This window comes from Cytobacillus spongiae (assembly GCF_021390075.1).
In genome coordinates, this window is record NZ_CP089997.1 from 3,750,759 (window position 1) to 3,767,029 (window position 16,271).

Sequence of the window (16,271 nt, forward strand, 5' to 3'; positions counted from 1 at the left end):
AGTAAAAATTTATTATTAAAATATTTCAGATTATTCATATTAATTGATTTATCTGAAATTTTTAATGACAGATGCAGTAACTTTGATTCCCTGTATGTAGTCATCGATATAGATGTTCTCATTCGGAGCATGATAATTTGATTGTTGATTGGCTACTCCAATTTGAACTGCAGGGATATTTGTATTTTTAAGCATCTTATACATCGGGCTTGAACCAGCTAAGTTTCTTAAAATAACTGGCTTTTCCTCATACACTTCACTAATACTGTCAAGCACCACATCTACGAAAGGATCTTCAGGGTTGGTGTTAAAAGGATGGATTCCATGAGACTGCAGAATTCCAATATCTTCAAACCCATGCTTGTCGAGATGATTTCGAAGAAGCTCTTTCACTCTTTCCGGAGTCTGATTCGGTACTAATCTGAAATCCAATTTTACTTTTGCAACAGATGGAAGCACCGTCTTAGAGCCTTCTCCTATATAACCGGAAGATATCCCGCAAATCGTGCAAGTTGGAGCGGCTGTTAATACTTCTTTTAATCGCTCCCCAGTCACATTTTTGAGAAAGCTTTTAATTCCATATAATTCTTTAATCTCTTCTTCATCAAAGTGCATGGATTGGATATATTTCTTTTCCTTTTCACTTAACGGAGCAATGTCATCAAAGAATCCTTCTATTAAAATATTTTCCTCTTTATCTTTTAAAGTATTTAATGCCCAAATTAATCTCCAAGCGGGATTTTCAATAATTGCTGCTTCAGAAGAGTGCAGATCTGTATTGGCTCCTCTGCAAACGAGTTCCAAATAACTAATTCCTTTCACTCCTAAACCGACATTAAGCCTTCTATCTTCGACTCCACGAGTTCCTCCTTCCCAGATCATTGCGTCTGTTTTTAACTTTTCCGGGAAGTTTGTTGCGAAATACTCTAGATGGGGGCTTCCAACTTCCTCCTCTCCTTCAAACACAAATTTCAGATTAATAGGGAGTTCACCATACACTTGTTGATAGGCATGAACTGCACATATTCTAGCAAGTAAGTTCCCTTTATTATCTGCTACCCCTCGAGCAAAGATTTTTCCTTCTCGAATCTCCACTTTAAATGGCTCACTTAACCACTCCTCGATAGGATCATCTGGCTGCACATCGTAGTGATTATAAAAGGTAAGTGTCTTTTCTTTTCCATTATTGATTTCACCATAAATAATTGGGTATCTCTCTGTTTCAATTTCCTCTATCTCCGCACTTACCTTACTTAGAAAACTTTTTACTAGTTCCTTCATCTCAATCATTCCACGATTTTGGGCTGATACACTTGGTTGGTTACAAGCTTCAATAAGCCAATTAAGATATTGTTCACTATTCTCGTCTATGTATTGAAAAACTTTCTCCATTTAGTCCATCCCCTTCTATATATATTTAATTAAAAAACCATAACTTATACGAAAAGATATAATGTTATAATATTATATCTTTATAAAAAAATGAGAATTTTAATGATTCATTAGATTTTTTTACAATCTAACTTCTATAAAATACCTTGATTTATCTTGCCTTATAACAAATTTCGAATATTCAACAGTCAGTTGACTTTCGGAATATGTGTATCTCTCTAATACAATTAACTGTTCGCCCACCGGTATATTTAGTAGCTTCGCCTCAGATTCAGAAGCTACAATTGTTGAAAAAAAGATTTTTGCTTTTTCGAGCTGTACCCCATACTTATTAGTAAACATATTGTAGATCAAATCATCATCAATTGTTTCTTGAGTCAAGCTAGGTATGATGCTAGATGGGATATAGGTATATTCAATACCTACTGTTTCCTCTTTTTCAATTTTCAATCTGTGAATTCTATATACTTTATCAGTCGCATCAATATTAAGAGCTTTGCTAATGATGCTCCCAGCTTCCTCTTCCCCAAAGCTTAAAGTCTTATGTGGATGTGGAGTTTGATCTTCAACTTCGTTTCTTAAAGTAACAAGTTGGTAAATATCCTTATCCTCTTTTTTGCTTACAAATGTTCCTTTTCCTCTTTGGCGGAATAATATGCCCTTATTAACAAGGTCATGGATAGCTCTTTTGACTGTAATATTGCTTACATTAAATTGTTCTGCCAATTCTCTTTCAGCTGGAAGTTGATATCCAGGTTCCCATTCACCCATTACAATCTTTTCTTCTAAATAATCTTTCACCTGATGATACAAGGGCGTTGGAAGGTTTTTATCTAATTTCATATTCATACACCTAATTCATAATGTTATAATGTTATATCTTTTAAATGTTACTATTGTATTTAGATTAACAACTATTGCCTAAAAAATCAATATAAATTTTTAGAAAATTTAATTATTTAGCGGTAAATATAGAAACCTCAAATCCTTAAATAAAAATTAAATAATCCCAAACTATGGATCCTGTTGAGTAAATGGACAGTTTTATCTCCCCATAACTTGATGGGGATAAGTTTACTGCCTAAGTTTGCTTATCCCTTTCACTACTAATAAATATTATAACATATTAATATTTATTACATTTCATCACCTGATCCAATAAAAATGTAATATTATACTTTTGTTGCAATAATATCCCACCGGTTGGTCAAATCATTTTTTTAAGCCTATTCCTAATTATGGAGAAACCATTGATGCTGAGACACTACTATAATATGTAGTGAGTTGTTAATTCACTCAAACAAAAAAACTGTAGGGATTCCTCTCTACAGTTTTTTCCACTGGGCTCAGGCCCTTTTTTAGTAATACTGCTTTGTTTACCTCTTAATGGGGACGATGTACCTGTCCCCTTTCCTTTCGGACAACATACTTGTACCATTAACCGTTAACGTGGCGCTCTTTCGAGTATAGACTTAATTTTTTCTAGATCCTTCATATTAGCCTTTTTCATCATGGTTGCCATAACGGGGGAAAACACTTTAGAAAAGCCTGTTGGTTCACCTTTATTTCTTAGTTTCATCCGTGTTTGCTTGTCGTCTATTGTTTGCCAAGTATAAGTTGTTTCCATTGGGAATGGTCCATTTGCGGTCTTCATAACGAGCATTTTATCAGGTATATATTCGACGATTTCATACACATAGGTTAATTCACGACCGAGAAATTTGGCTTTAAATTCAATTTGAGATCCGAGCATGAGTGGCTTAGGAGTTCTCCATTTTGCGGATTGAATGTTAACATACCATTCAGGTGCATGATCTGGATTCGATGCGTATGCTGATACCTTTGATATGGGCGATTTTATGATTATTTCGGTTTGGACGTCTACCATTTCTAATTCCTCCGGTGGATATAACTTGTGTGTTATTTCTTTTCTACATACGTTTTTAAAAGGGTTCCTAGAAGGTACTCCCAGCCTTTTTTATGGTCCTGTTCCCAATTTTCTTGGAGGATTCCTGATGCTAAGTGAGAAAGCTGTAACAAAGTTCCCCCCTCTTTTTCTACAAGGCGATAGGTATACGCACTGTTTACAGCTCCTTGCATTCCGAGGTGTCCTATTAGGCGGATTTCTGTTGGTGCATTGACATAATACACATTTCCCCAGATTGCCCCTTCGTTTTCACCCCATTTTTCAATAAATTGTCCACCAGGAACAGGTTCAAACGTAAAGGAAGATTTTACACCTTTTGGGGCAATTCGAAATTCCCACCAATCCTCGACTCTTTCTGTTAAAGCTTTAAACACTTCATCACGCGTCGCCTCGATAAATACCTCTTGTTCAATATGGAATTGATTTTTGTTTTCTTGAGTAGCTTGTGTCATCTGTTCATTTCCTCCTTTTTGATTTATAATCCCACGTAAATTCAACAATGAACTGGCAGTAGATTGCATATACTTCCCTACCCAGCGATCATGAATTTCTTGAAGTGGCACCGCATTAAGAAAGTTCATACGATATTTTCCTTCTCTACGTACTACCACCAAATTCCCATCTTCCAAAATCTTCAAATGCTTCATTATCGCGTATCTTGTCACTTCAGGAAAGTAATCGTTTAGTTCACCCGTCGTTTTAGGCGACTGCTTGAGAATGTCTAGAATATGCCGTCGAATCGGGTGTCCCAAAGCTTTAAATACGGTAGTAAGAGCTTCTTCCATTACAATGACCCTTTCGTTTGAGCGGTTTTTAATGTTCAAATATATGTGAACAAAAAGTCACACGTTTTATGTGACCTTATGGTAACATATTCAAACTGGGGGGTCAAGTGGGGGGATATAGAGGCAGGCCCTATATTATGAGTTGAATAACAATTTGGGATAATCCTTGTGATTCTTGATAATTGTCTGATGGATACTCCTTCTATCCTTTTCAGAGTCCCTCTTATTCTTGTCCATTTGCTCTAGGAATGGGCTGATAAGTCCTATATGCAAAAGAGAAACCATTATTTTCTCCATGTCAGAACTCGAGTAAGTAACAATTACTGGTCAATTAAGTGAGGAAATACCTCGGGATATCCAGCTAATGAGAAGGGTCTTTGAGAATAAGAAAAGTGGAATCTTATAGATTGAGGAGTGTGAGTAAAAATACTTTTGTTGAAGTAGAATTTTAAAGGTGGAAAAAGAAGCTTACTAGAAGTGAATGATAAAATATAAAGTGCCTTAGTGAAGAAAATAGTTTGTGCTACTCTCATGAATAGTTTTTTTAGTATTCCAAAGGATACCCATAATAGGAGTCTTATTCTTCCTCCATCTTTACTAACATATATAAAAGGTATTACACGTCTTTAGAGAGCTAGAAAAGCATGAACCAATTATTCAGTATATAATTTACGTACGACTGATGTTTCCTCAATAAAGAAATTTTAATAGGGACAAGGTAGTTTTTACCTTGTCCCTACAAATTAGTTCATGTAATTGAAATCAACAGAGATCTCATTATCCACCCAAATCGTGCCGGATTTTCCAGCTAAGTCATATGATGCATGGTTAACGGTTAGTACTTTACGGTCTGGAGATAGAGATATAGAAGATGGATTTACATATATTGAAGAACCGTCTTCTAATTCAATGTCAACCATGAACATATCCCAAATATTCCCCGCTGTATAATCTTCAGGAGCTGCTTCCTTTAATGTGATACTAAAAGAAGTAGAGCTTATTGAAGTTACGGATTCAGCATACGGAAGGTATACATTGTCAATCATAAACATTATGCTTCTATATAATAAATTAGCAAAATCACCACGAGTGATGTTTGTGTGAGTACCATAAGAAGTTTCTGTCTTTCCAGTTGTGATCCCTGCTCCATACAATGCTTCAATATAAGGAGCAAATACACCGCCAACATCTGAAAAAGGAGTTTGTTCTGCGTATGCTTCCAATTCAAAGCTCAATGAAAGGAATTTCGCCATTGCTCCTCGACTTAATGGGTCACTCGTCCCAAAGGTATCAGCTGTTTTCCCTGAAACAATTCCAGCGTCAGCCAATGCATTAACCGAACCTGCCACACGAGAATTAAGATCTTTAAAGCCTGCATCTGGTGCATTGTCAGTATCTAGGCCAAGAGTGTTTGCTAATATTACCGCTGCATCTCCTCTTGTTAGGTTGTGATTCGTTCCAAATGAAGTGGCTGTTTTCCCGTTAATGATTTCAGCATCATAAAGAAAGGCAACTGCATCTTCATATCTAGAACCTACATCTGTGAAGGGATGATCCAAATTGAATCCGTAATCATCTGCCTTTTGTGCAGCTACTGAAACTGAAGGCTTAACTTCAGAAGCAGATACAGATGGAAGAACAGCAGATGAAACTAATGTTGCCATTAATGCCGAAGCTAGCAATTTTTTTACATTACTCATAGAGGTAATCTCCTTTTATTGTTTTATTTTAAACTTTTAATCTACGTAAAATATCATTTACTTAAGAGATTATAGCAAATTAAATATATTTGAAATACAGGTAATTATATCCTTAAATTAGAGCGAAGGGGACAGGTTCTGGGACAGGTAAACTGCTGACATCTGGGACAGGGAACCGCGTTTCTTGTACCTCGTAACCTTTCCTGCTTCCAATGGCTGGCGGAGCATCGTCGTGAGGACGTATGGATAAAAATTTTAATATATAAATTGAAAGAGTCTGGGTTTTTACTATTATATAGTGCCCCCTTTCACTCCGATGATTTAACAGTGCTATCATTATAAATAAACAAAATAAAATAGCCCACCAACAATTTAGTAGCGAGCTATTAGGAACAAGCTTCTTCTATTATATTGTCTTCTAACGAATTTATTTAAATGACTCTTTATAATCTTGAAATGCTTTATTTAATGCTAAGCCTACTGATAACCTATGTTTGTTTACCTTGGCTTCTCTTTTATTACCTGTATCAACCGTAAAATGAACTTTTTCTGATTCAGTAATATTAGAATCTATAATTGTCAGTTTGCACTCGACATAAGACTCAAAGGATAGCTTTTCCGCTTCATTCTCAAAATATAGAACCACTTCATCAAGATTTCTTTTTGCATACACTTCTTCCATATCCTCATCATCAAAGAAGAACTGCTGCAGTTCATAATCAATACTATCCTTCAAATAATACTTGTATGAGTATTTGTGATTGATACCCCATTGATCACGGCCGACATAGCCCCACTGAGGTATTGGTGTTTTAAACCTTCCGCTATCTAAAATCACTAATTGAAAATCTTCTAAAACCGTTTCATTACACATGATTTTTAAATTTTTATACATGAACTTAGAGTTTGTCTGGGAGTACACATAAAACTCCTCTGATCTTCTATCGTACTCATCATCTTCATATTCTTCTACAAGCTTAAACTCTGGTTTATAAATATTATAGTGTGTTTCGTTGTTTTCAACCCATTCAGATTTGTTCTTTAATCTATTAACTATCTGTTTCAATGGTGGTTGGGTTAAGCCAAGTCGTTTCTTCCATAACATTTCAATCTGTTGCATATTAGCATTTTGACTGATCGAAGTATTCTTATCTCCAATTCTTGTGTATATGCAACCCTCTTTTATATTACTGTACCTTTTGCCTTTTTTCTTTAAGTAAAAAGGTACATTATATGTGTTGTAAATTGTAAGGATATCAATGTCCTTACAATCAATTCTAATGGTCTCTACACTTACCTCCGGCGTATTATCACCTGCAAAAACTGTGTTGGAGAGTAAATCTAATATTGCTACTTGCTTAACTCGGTGTTCATCACTAAGCCCAATAATCTCTCCATCATCAGAAACTCCAATAATAATGTAGCAATCCATGTCGTGTACGGTATTTGCAAAACAAAGAATGTCATGTAACAGCCTTTCATTATCCTTATGCCACTCTTGTTTAAAATCCCAATATTCACCTTCAGTCTTTTTGCTAATTAACTTATAAATTTTCTCCTCAAAGTTACCTCGCATAATTAACCCCTTTATTAAACAGTGTATTAAAAAAGTCGTTTCCATTCATCATCGTAACGATCCATGGACATCGGCATTATTATTTCATCAGAATCCTTGTCTTTTCTTTTACGTAGTTCTTCCAGATGAACCGCCATAGACAACAAAATGATCCCTTCTCGTACATAAGCAAGTAACCTCATAGCTGCATCTTTAAATTCATCAACTGTTATCGAATAAGCCAATGGATCATCTCTATTCTCCCAAGTTTCTTTTGTTATGGGATACAAAACACTGTCGTGAACTTTTAAATAACGATGCTCCAAATGGTGGCGAATTTTCGATATATGTTCAATTGCAGGTTCTATATAGTGGTGCTCTATCTTTTGCTTCCCTATATCCTTACATAACCAGTAAAGACCGATTAATGGAAGGTTAAACGTTTCCTCACCTGTCATCCTCGACTTTAAATTCACTTTTAAGTTATATGAATTTTTCCCTTTTCTAATTTTGTCCTGCCATATCGAACGGTAGGAAACATCCCTTTCCTTAATCCCAATTTCAAAATACTCATTCACAAAAAATGCAATCCGATCAATTAAGGAATATAAACTTCTATAGGAATATTTCATTTTTTCTATTGAAATACCGTAAGCAGGATAATCTAAGGTATTAACAAGGTGGACATCTTTATCTGAAAAATGGGCTCCTTCAGAAGACAAGGCATCATATACCATATATCTAGCAGATACAAATTCCTGTTTTATCTGGTTGAACAAACCGTGAAACCTTGGTCCTTCATCAATTTTAGTAACAATGTTAGGTAAATGAAGAATATCAGTTGCAGAGACGGAATAAGGAAAAGCATCATTTAACGTATTAAGAAAAAAGGTATTTTCAAGACACCACTTTCGATATCCTACTTCTTCCTCAGAGTCCCCTAATGAATATTCTTCAAATTCATACGGTTCTTCTAAAAATTCGATCGGGTAAAACTGTTCTAATTTAGCAACTAAGCCCTCATAGTGTTTATAAGCATACTCTTCTATATTTTCAAATTCCAACACTTCTTTTAATAATTGATAAGATTCATTAGCAAAAACAGATTGATGCCCTTTGTCATAATCAAATGTAGCATATTCCATTAAAAACCCAGCAAAGTTCCCAATGGCAATCGGAAAGTCCCTTCCTACACCAACCTTCAAGTAAGAAAGAGCCTTCATAAGTCTGCCGCATTTTTGTAGCAAGTTAGCATAGTTAGTGTATGCCATTAATAGATATGTAGAAAAATACTGACTTTCTTCTGACCCTTCCTTCAAATCTGCTTCCTCTTGATACGAAGTTAAATTTTCAATAGATAATCGAAACAATAATAAACACATCTCAAAATCTTGTTCGTTATTCATATCATCGGAGTAACGCAAAGCACCCTTGTATTTTAGATGTACATAGTTGCTGTAGGAGGTCGCACCATGATAAGCAAGAATCCCTTTCTCAAGAAGGGTGTACTCTCCAGATTTGACCCATTCCAAACAATCATGAGCTATTCTTTGTAAGGTGTCTGTATCTTTTTCATCAAAAGCTCTATCTGCAAATACCCCAACAGTATGCACATCTTCATTAAACATGAATTACCCTCCTCATCGTCTCTATCTAATATTTTACAATATCAAAAAACAACTTTGATGTTCTTTGTTGGTTTAGAAACTTTATTAAAATAAAAAAGATCCACCAAGCATGCTTAACTTTTGTCTGCTCAGTGGGGTCCCTAATTAGCTATAACTTGATGTGGTTTCTTATAATTTAAACAAATAGATTTACATTCTCATTTTTTAAAAGCGATTTGTCAATTTCAAAAGAAGTGTTTAAGAAAGTACTTTCAATTTCATCCCTTGATTCTTTGCTCATTCCATCCCATTTAGTTGGGGAAAAAGCAAAATTTTCTATGTAAGCTAAGATGATATTGGATATAATTATTTTTTGTTCCTCTATGTTACTATTCACAATTTGTTCGGTAAATCTCCTGTATCTTCTATTATTTCTAGCAAAATGACTTAGTAGTACATAAGTCTTGCCGTTTTGAGGAAATACAGTTATAAATAACGGGGCTAACATAGTTTCCCAATCACTTAAATCATTTATAATATTATTATTTAGGTCCCTCTCAATATAAGTGGTTGATGATACAGCCAGATGATATTCTTCTTCAAACTCCAAAGTATGAGTAACAATATTATTAAATTCACCAGCATTTAACCAGTTATTTGCCCATCCCTTAAATCGTTCAAACCGTTGCTCAGCATCTTCATTCCCTACTAAGTTTGTACTAAACAATTCTTGCATGAAAAATTTGTGTTCTTCACTCGGTATATTATCCGCCGTAAAACGTTTGTTCATCTCTTCATATCTTTCTTCTCTTAGTAATGTCAACATGTGCCTATAAATGTTTCCCACTGACTTCTTAGAATGATACTCTTTAGCGAGTGCTCTATAAGCAAAAAGGAAATCCTGCTCTTTATTTCCTTTCTCGTAATCAAAGTTCTCTATTGGATTAAATATTGCGGTATCATGATGTCCACAAAAACCTGTAAATGTAGTGGCTACTTTTCTCCCTTTGGGCTTCATTTTTGAATGTAATGCCATTTCATCATCTACATCGTGGTCAAACATAAGAACCATTCCATCTTGTGATATAGCATTTAATATTTTGTTGTTTTGTACAGAATGAGCTTTTATAATTCTGTCAGAACAATCCTCATCCTCATGAAAGCATTCCTTTACTAAAACCTTATTTTTTATTGTATTAAAACTTGAAAAAAAATCTCTTTTTATTTGCTCGATTTCTGATACCAAAATTTTCACTCCCAAGCCTGGATAGATATATTTTTTAAACCTTGCCATTCTACTATTGGTCACACAACTTTCTTCTGTTCCTGCTCTTGCCACTTTATGATTTTGTTTTTCACCCAATTCAAATCATGGCAGATCATCTTGTAATCATCTGCCTGTTTTAAAGCATCTTTTGTATAACCCGAGGTCGTAATAAACCTTGAAAGCACACAATTATGATTACGTTTTGCTGAGTTCAGTTCTCTTATTTTTTCTACAGTAATTTGATTTCCAGAACTTATGTAGTGTTTAATTTGAATAGCTTCTTCTGCTTTATGATGTCGATTGTAAATAATTAAATCTACACCACCGTCTGCTCCCTCTCCCGTTTCCCTTGGCTTATATCCTCTGGCTTTAAAATACAGAAAGCACAATCGCTCAAATTCACGCCAGGACAAGTCTTCTAATCTTGAAGCTATTATTTCTTTATCTTCCCGTAACCGATTAGGTGAGCAATTAATATTTCCCTTTTTCTTGACGTGGTGTTTACTTGTACTGCTCTTCTTAGTTTTATTACCTGGAAAAATTGAATATATTACTGCTTCAATAATTGGTGTAGCTAGTATTATCCCAAAAAATATGTAAATATTATTACTACTAAACACCCTCCAATATAAAAATAATCCGGTTAATAGAAATAATACAGCAATCCCATTAGAAATAGCTTTTCTATCTTTTTTTGTCATCTTTTCACCCTTTTCAATCAGAATCTATTATCCGAAGTAATTCTTGTCCTAGTTTTTCTTTTGGAATTCGATACCTAGACCATTGATTTGTATCTGTATCTGTAAGAGGATTAGCAGAAAACCTGTAAAAAGATTTATAATTTTCGCAGCTCTTTTTTAAGTATGCCAATTTCTCGAACTCAACTGATGGGATAAGCCATACACACTCGACTTCAAAGGTCATTTCATTATGGGACAAGGGGACAGGTACCTTGTCCCAGTATAAGAAAAGCTCTTTGGAGAGAAATCTTTAAAGGGCTTTTTTTTAGCCTCTTCCGCTGACAGGAAATGATTGGGTTTTGTTTATTATCCTATTAAATTCCATCTTAGTGCTGTCATAAAATTCTCCTAAAATACAAAAAAAGCTATCTTATGGAGCGTACTAGATTTTCACTCAAATACAATTGTAACAATACTATTAAAAAAATTACAAAATAATCAATTGTCCCTATGTAAATTGAAATATTAACTTTTATACTATTTTTAGTTACATAGATTTGGAGGGATATGCTTGAATAAAATTATTGCAAAATTACTAGTTGCTACATTGTTATTCAGTGTGGTACCGCAGCAAAACGATGTGAAGGCAACTTCATCAGAAAAAAAAGAAGTTATAGTGCCTTCTTTTCAACAAGAGCAAGAAATTGTTGAAAAACGGACGGCTACATCTCAAGTCTTTAAACAGGAAGATGGTTCTTACAGAATGGAAATTTACTCGGAACCAATTCATGTTCAAAACGAAGAAACCAAAAAATGGGAACCAATTGATAATACATTAACTAAAACAGAAACAGGACGTTTTCACAATAAACAAAATGAATTTGATGCATCCTTCTCTTCAAAAACTGAACCAAATCAGCCCCTTATGTCTATTGAACAACAAGGTAAAGCTGTAGAAATTGACTCGGTTGAGCAAAATGGAGAACTTGCAGCGGAAGTCCCTGCTCTGGTAGAAGAAAATAAGGTTATATACAAAGAGGTTTATCCCAATACAGACCTCTCATATAGCGTTAGTAACAGCAAAATTAAAGAAGATATTTTATTAAAGGAACAGCCAAGTGGTGACCAGCCGTTAGAATATAAGTTTCAGTTTGATATAAATGGATTAATACTCGAAAAAACAGAAGATGGCTACTTATACTTATTGGATTCTTCCTCAAAAGAACGTCTTTTTGCCATTGAAAAGCCTTTTATGATGGATTCATCGAAGCCGGAAGGATTTGTATCTAATTTGGAGACGCCAATGCCGGAAGGGGCATGGAGTGATCAAATTGAAATGCATGCCGAGCAAAGTGGAGACAAACTAATCCTTACACTGAAACCTAATATGGAATGGCTGAAAGCATCGGAGCGGGTATACCCTGTTGTTCTTGACCCTACTGTGAAAGTATTCCAGCCTAAAAATGACTTGAACGATACAACGATCCGAAGTGCCTTGCCAAATACAACAGGCGGAGCCGATTTGGAACTAGGAGCAGGTCTTCATAGTACCTCCAACAATATTGTTCGATCGCTCCTTCAATTTGATGTTGGAACATTGCCTAAAGGCGCGAATATTATGAGTGCTCAGTTAAGTCTCCGACTTTCATCTGTATGGAATGATACAGCATCCGTTATTCAGCTCCTTGAAATGAGCAATGCCTGGGAGGAAAACCGAGCAACGTGGAACCGCCGAACATTAAGCGACCTTTGGACTAACAGTGGCGGTGATTACACACCTTTTAGCCTTTCCGTACAGACGATTGGAGCACTTGATACAACACTTCCAGAGCCTCCATTATTTAAATGGCCGATTAGCGCAGATATCGTCCAGAATTGGATTAATCAGCCATCTCAGAATTTAGGCTTGATGCTAAAAGCTCAGAATGAATCACTTGCGACGTACAAAAAGTTTTATTCCGGTGATGCTTCTGGGGCAACCGGTGATTTGAAATATTCACCCAAGCTGACAATTGTATATTATCCTGTTAGCCGACTAGGTTTAGAAGATTATTGGTCGTATGCAGAGCATGAACTTTCTGATGGACAAGGCTATGTAAATCTTGGAACTGGTAATCTGGTTTTCGAAACCACTGATTTTTCTCTCAGTGGACGTGGAAATTCCGGCTTTTCTTTCTCCCGAACATACAATTCCAAAGCTGTGGAGGATTCACCGATTGGCTATGGATGGTCCTATACGGGCAGCGATACGGTAACCCAATATCCTAATAATGATGTTCTCTATCAGCAGGAAGATGGAACGGTTCACCTTTTCACATATGACACATCGACCGGAACGTATAAAGCTCCACCTGGTCTATATTTGTCTTTGACCAAAGCGAATACCGACTCCTTTGTTTTAGCTGACTTTAATGGGAATCGGACGGTTTTTCGTGATCTGATTAAAGATCCTGAAGCACCAAGCCGAATTTACCGAATCGATTATGAAGAAGACAGGAATAAGAACAAAATTACGTATCAGCGTCAAGCGGATGGTACATTAACAGGTATTACCGATGCATCTGGCCGTACATTAACATTGGACTATCAAAATGGCCGTATTGTTTCCACGAGCTTTGAAGGAACCAAGAAAACAGCTTATACGTATGATGCAAACGGCTATTTAAAAACATCTACTATTTATAAAGATGGAACAACAGGTTCTGTTACAACTTTCGATTATAATGCAAACGGTGAATTAATTTCCGTAATTGACGCGAATAATCAGGCAACAAATTACACATATACAAACGGATTCTTAACAAATGTACAGCAGCCAACCATTTCGGATACAGGTCTTTCTAACACAACGTATTCCTATGATATAGCAAACTATACTGCTACCGAAACGGATCCGAATGGGAACCAGACAGAGTATTTGTTAGATACCAATTATGTTATTCTTGAAACGATCGATCCTCTCGGAAATGCCACAAGCACCGAATACGATGAAAATTATAATCCGATTACCCAAACAGATGCATTGGGAAATCAGACGATTAATACCTATGACAGTAAAGGGAACCTATTGACAACCAAAGATCCGATGGGGAATACAGTTACATATACGTACAATGAATTTAGCCAGCCACTGACGATCGCCGATTCAAAAGGTAAAACAACGAACGTTTACAATAGTGCAGGGGATCTAATTGAGGTGATCAATCCTGCAAATGAAAAAACCATCAATGAGTATGATAGCTATGGAAATTTAATTAGTACTACATTTTCGGATGGAACGAAAGAAAATTATGAATATGATGCAAATAAAAACTATCAAAGGTCTGTAACTGACCCTTTGGGGCGGACCACAACTACGATTCAAGATAAATATGGAAACACAACAAGTGTCACTGATCCGGCGTTAAATACAATCAATTACACTTATGACCTTCGGAATTTGCTGACACAAGTAAAAGATGCAAAGGGCAACATAACCTCCTATGATTATGATGCCAATGGTAATTTGATAACAGCGACAAATGCTGCAATGAAACAGACTCTTTTCACGTATAATGCCCAAAACCAGCTGTCAACGAGAAAAGAGCCACTAGGACAAACCACATCATTTGTTTATGATGAAAATGGGAATACAACAGAAACCGTACTTCCTTCAGGAGACAAGCTGCAAAACATTTACAGCCAGAATAATCAACTCGTTCATGTAGCCGTAAATGGTTCAAGAAAATGGACGTATACCTATAATGCGAATGGCAATATCGATTCCATTTTGAATGTGGTTACAGGTGCAAAAGAGACCCTTTCTTATGATAAGAACAATAAATTAACTAATTCCACACTCGGTAGCCAGTCTATTGAATATGTATTTGATGGAACAGGAGTTGCCACTCATACAATAGGTCGATCTAACACACAGTCGTTTACTCAAGCCTATACAATTGATAATCTAGAACGCCTCACACATATCAAACGAAATGGAGCCAGCCAAGTCTCTCTTACGTATAACAAAACTGATTCGTTGGCTACAATTTCATATGTAAATGGGATTTTATCTATATATGAATATGATGTTGCAGGCCAGCTAAAGACTTTAACGATAAAAAAAGGAACAACTACTGTTGATACCTTTACGTATGAATATGATACACGAGGAAATATTACATCTGTTACCTCTAATACTGGTACAGCCACGTTTCAATATGATAGCAATAACCAACTGATCCAAGAAACAACAGTAGACGGTAAGTCTATTACATATGAGTACGATGTAGTAGGAAACCGAACAAAACAAATGACGGAAGAAAATGGTCAGACAACAACGAAGACTTATTCTTATAATGACAATAACCAACTAACAGCATCAGATGCACAAACCTATACTTATGACCAAAATGGAAACCGTACGCAGGATGGAAGCTATAAGTATGTGTATAATAAACTAAACGAGCTGGTTGAAGTCCAGACACTCAGCGGCCAGACAGTGGCAACATACACATATAATGAAGACAGTAAACGTATTAGCAAAACAATTAATGGGCAAACGACCTATTATCATTACGATGAAAACCAAGTCCTTTTTGAAACGAATGCTTATGGATCTATTACAGTTGAATATAGTTATGATGATTCTGGTCGTCCATTGACGATGACAAAGGATGGCCAAACTTATTATTATTTACTAAACGAACATAAGGATGTCACAGCCTTAACAGATGCATCTGGAAATATTGTTGCCTCATATACCTATGACGCCTGGGGGAACATTCTCTCGAAAAGTGGGGCGTTGGCGGATGAGAACCCATATCGCTATGCTTCCTACCGTTATGATAATGAAACAGACCTATACTACTTAGTCGCACGCTATTACGAACCAAAAGAAGGAGTATTTTTGTCTGTTGATCCTCAACCAGGAGAAACAGACACTCCAATTAGCCAACACCCATATGTTTATGTGCAAAACAATCCAGTAATGTTAGACGATCCAGATGGTGAAAATCCATACGTAGCTTACTTGGTTTTTGTTGGTGGACGATACGTGGTAAAGTATGTAGCCAAGAAGGCAGTGAAATACTACGCAAAAAAATATAAAGGAAAAATTAAAAGAAACTATAAGGGTAAATTACCATCTGAAAAGGTAAAAACCAAAACAAAACTTAATATTCAGAAAGTTAATGACAGTTATTTAAAGCGTAAAGGAATAGATGCTCACCAACTAAAAAAAGAGGTACTCGGTAAAAAAGCAAAGATTTCTCAGTACGATATTTATAAAGATAAGAGGACTGGACAGTTATATATATATAAGAAAGGTGGTAAAGGAACTGGAATTCCAACTGGTGAGTATATTAAGTAGGAGGTTCT

10 protein-coding genes are annotated in these 16,271 nt (G+C 35.7%); 1 reads left to right on the forward strand and 9 read right to left on the reverse strand.

Features of this window, described 5'->3' with window-relative positions; genetic code table 11:
• Window positions 1-48: 48 nt before the first annotated feature.
• From LS684_RS18875 to LS684_RS18915, 9 genes are all read right to left on the reverse strand, one after another.
• Window positions 49-1,392: a M20 family metallopeptidase gene (locus LS684_RS18875; protein ID WP_233808400.1), complete on the reverse strand. Its 1,344-nt coding sequence runs from the start codon at window positions 1,390-1,392 to the stop codon at window positions 49-51.
• A 120-nt stretch (window positions 1,393-1,512) separates the two neighbouring features.
• The gene (locus LS684_RS18880; RefSeq protein ID WP_233808402.1) at window positions 1,513-2,235 is read right to left on the reverse strand and encodes a GntR family transcriptional regulator; all 723 of its coding nucleotides are present in this window, start codon (window positions 2,233-2,235) and stop codon (window positions 1,513-1,515) included.
• Window positions 2,236-2,836: 601 nt separating this feature from the next.
• Window positions 2,837-3,280 (reverse strand): SRPBCC family protein, encoded by a 444-nt coding sequence (locus LS684_RS18885; RefSeq protein WP_233808404.1) that lies wholly within the window; start codon window positions 3,278-3,280, stop codon window positions 2,837-2,839.
• Window positions 3,281-3,312: 32 nt separating this feature from the next.
• The gene (locus LS684_RS18890; RefSeq protein ID WP_233808405.1) at window positions 3,313-4,104 is read right to left on the reverse strand and encodes an SRPBCC domain-containing protein; all 792 of its coding nucleotides are present in this window, start codon (window positions 4,102-4,104) and stop codon (window positions 3,313-3,315) included.
• A 743-nt stretch (window positions 4,105-4,847) separates the two neighbouring features.
• The gene (locus LS684_RS18895; protein ID WP_233808407.1) at window positions 4,848-5,804 is read right to left on the reverse strand and encodes an S-layer homology domain-containing protein; all 957 of its coding nucleotides are present in this window, start codon (window positions 5,802-5,804) and stop codon (window positions 4,848-4,850) included.
• A 427-nt stretch (window positions 5,805-6,231) separates the two neighbouring features.
• Complete coding sequence (locus LS684_RS18900) at window positions 6,232-7,380, reverse strand: AlbA family DNA-binding domain-containing protein (RefSeq protein ID WP_233808409.1); 1,149 nt, start codon at window positions 7,378-7,380, stop codon at window positions 6,232-6,234.
• 26 nt (window positions 7,381-7,406) lie between these two features.
• The gene (locus LS684_RS18905) at window positions 7,407-8,987 is read right to left on the reverse strand and encodes an LA2681 family HEPN domain-containing protein (RefSeq protein WP_233808410.1); all 1,581 of its coding nucleotides are present in this window, start codon (window positions 8,985-8,987) and stop codon (window positions 7,407-7,409) included.
• A 175-nt stretch (window positions 8,988-9,162) separates the two neighbouring features.
• The gene (locus LS684_RS18910) at window positions 9,163-10,329 is read right to left on the reverse strand and encodes a hypothetical protein (protein ID WP_233808411.1); all 1,167 of its coding nucleotides are present in this window, start codon (window positions 10,327-10,329) and stop codon (window positions 9,163-9,165) included.
• Window positions 10,272-10,934 carry a restriction endonuclease gene (locus LS684_RS18915; protein WP_233808412.1) on the reverse strand — a complete coding sequence of 221 codons (663 nt, stop codon included), beginning with the start codon at window positions 10,932-10,934 and terminating at the stop codon, window positions 10,272-10,274. The genes LS684_RS18910 and LS684_RS18915 overlap by 58 nt, the downstream gene beginning before the upstream one ends.
• Before the next feature lie 550 nt (window positions 10,935-11,484).
• On the opposite strand from LS684_RS18915, the gene LS684_RS18920 reads away from it, so the two are divergent.
• Window positions 11,485-16,263, forward strand: a complete 4,779-nt coding sequence (locus LS684_RS18920; protein ID WP_233808413.1) for a DNRLRE domain-containing protein — start codon at window positions 11,485-11,487, stop codon at window positions 16,261-16,263.
• The last annotated feature ends 8 nt before the right edge of the window (window positions 16,264-16,271 follow it).

Coding starts and splice junctions, on each gene's coding strand:
- LS684_RS18875 (WP_233808400.1), bottom strand. CDS start 1,392: ATGGAGAAAGTTTTTCAATACATAGACGAGAATAGTGAACAATATCTT.
- LS684_RS18880 (WP_233808402.1), bottom strand. CDS start 2,235: ATGAAATTAGATAAAAACCTTCCAACGCCCTTGTATCATCAGGTGAAA.
- LS684_RS18885 (WP_233808404.1), bottom strand. CDS start 3,280: ATGGTAGACGTCCAAACCGAAATAATCATAAAATCGCCCATATCAAAG.
- LS684_RS18890 (WP_233808405.1), bottom strand. CDS start 4,104: ATGGAAGAAGCTCTTACTACCGTATTTAAAGCTTTGGGACACCCGATT.
- LS684_RS18895 (WP_233808407.1), bottom strand. CDS start 5,804: ATGAGTAATGTAAAAAAATTGCTAGCTTCGGCATTAATGGCAACATTA.
- LS684_RS18900 (WP_233808409.1), bottom strand. CDS start 7,380: ATGCGAGGTAACTTTGAGGAGAAAATTTATAAGTTAATTAGCAAAAAG.
- LS684_RS18905 (WP_233808410.1), bottom strand. CDS start 8,987: ATGTTTAATGAAGATGTGCATACTGTTGGGGTATTTGCAGATAGAGCT.
- LS684_RS18915 (WP_233808412.1), bottom strand. CDS start 10,934: ATGACAAAAAAAGATAGAAAAGCTATTTCTAATGGGATTGCTGTATTA.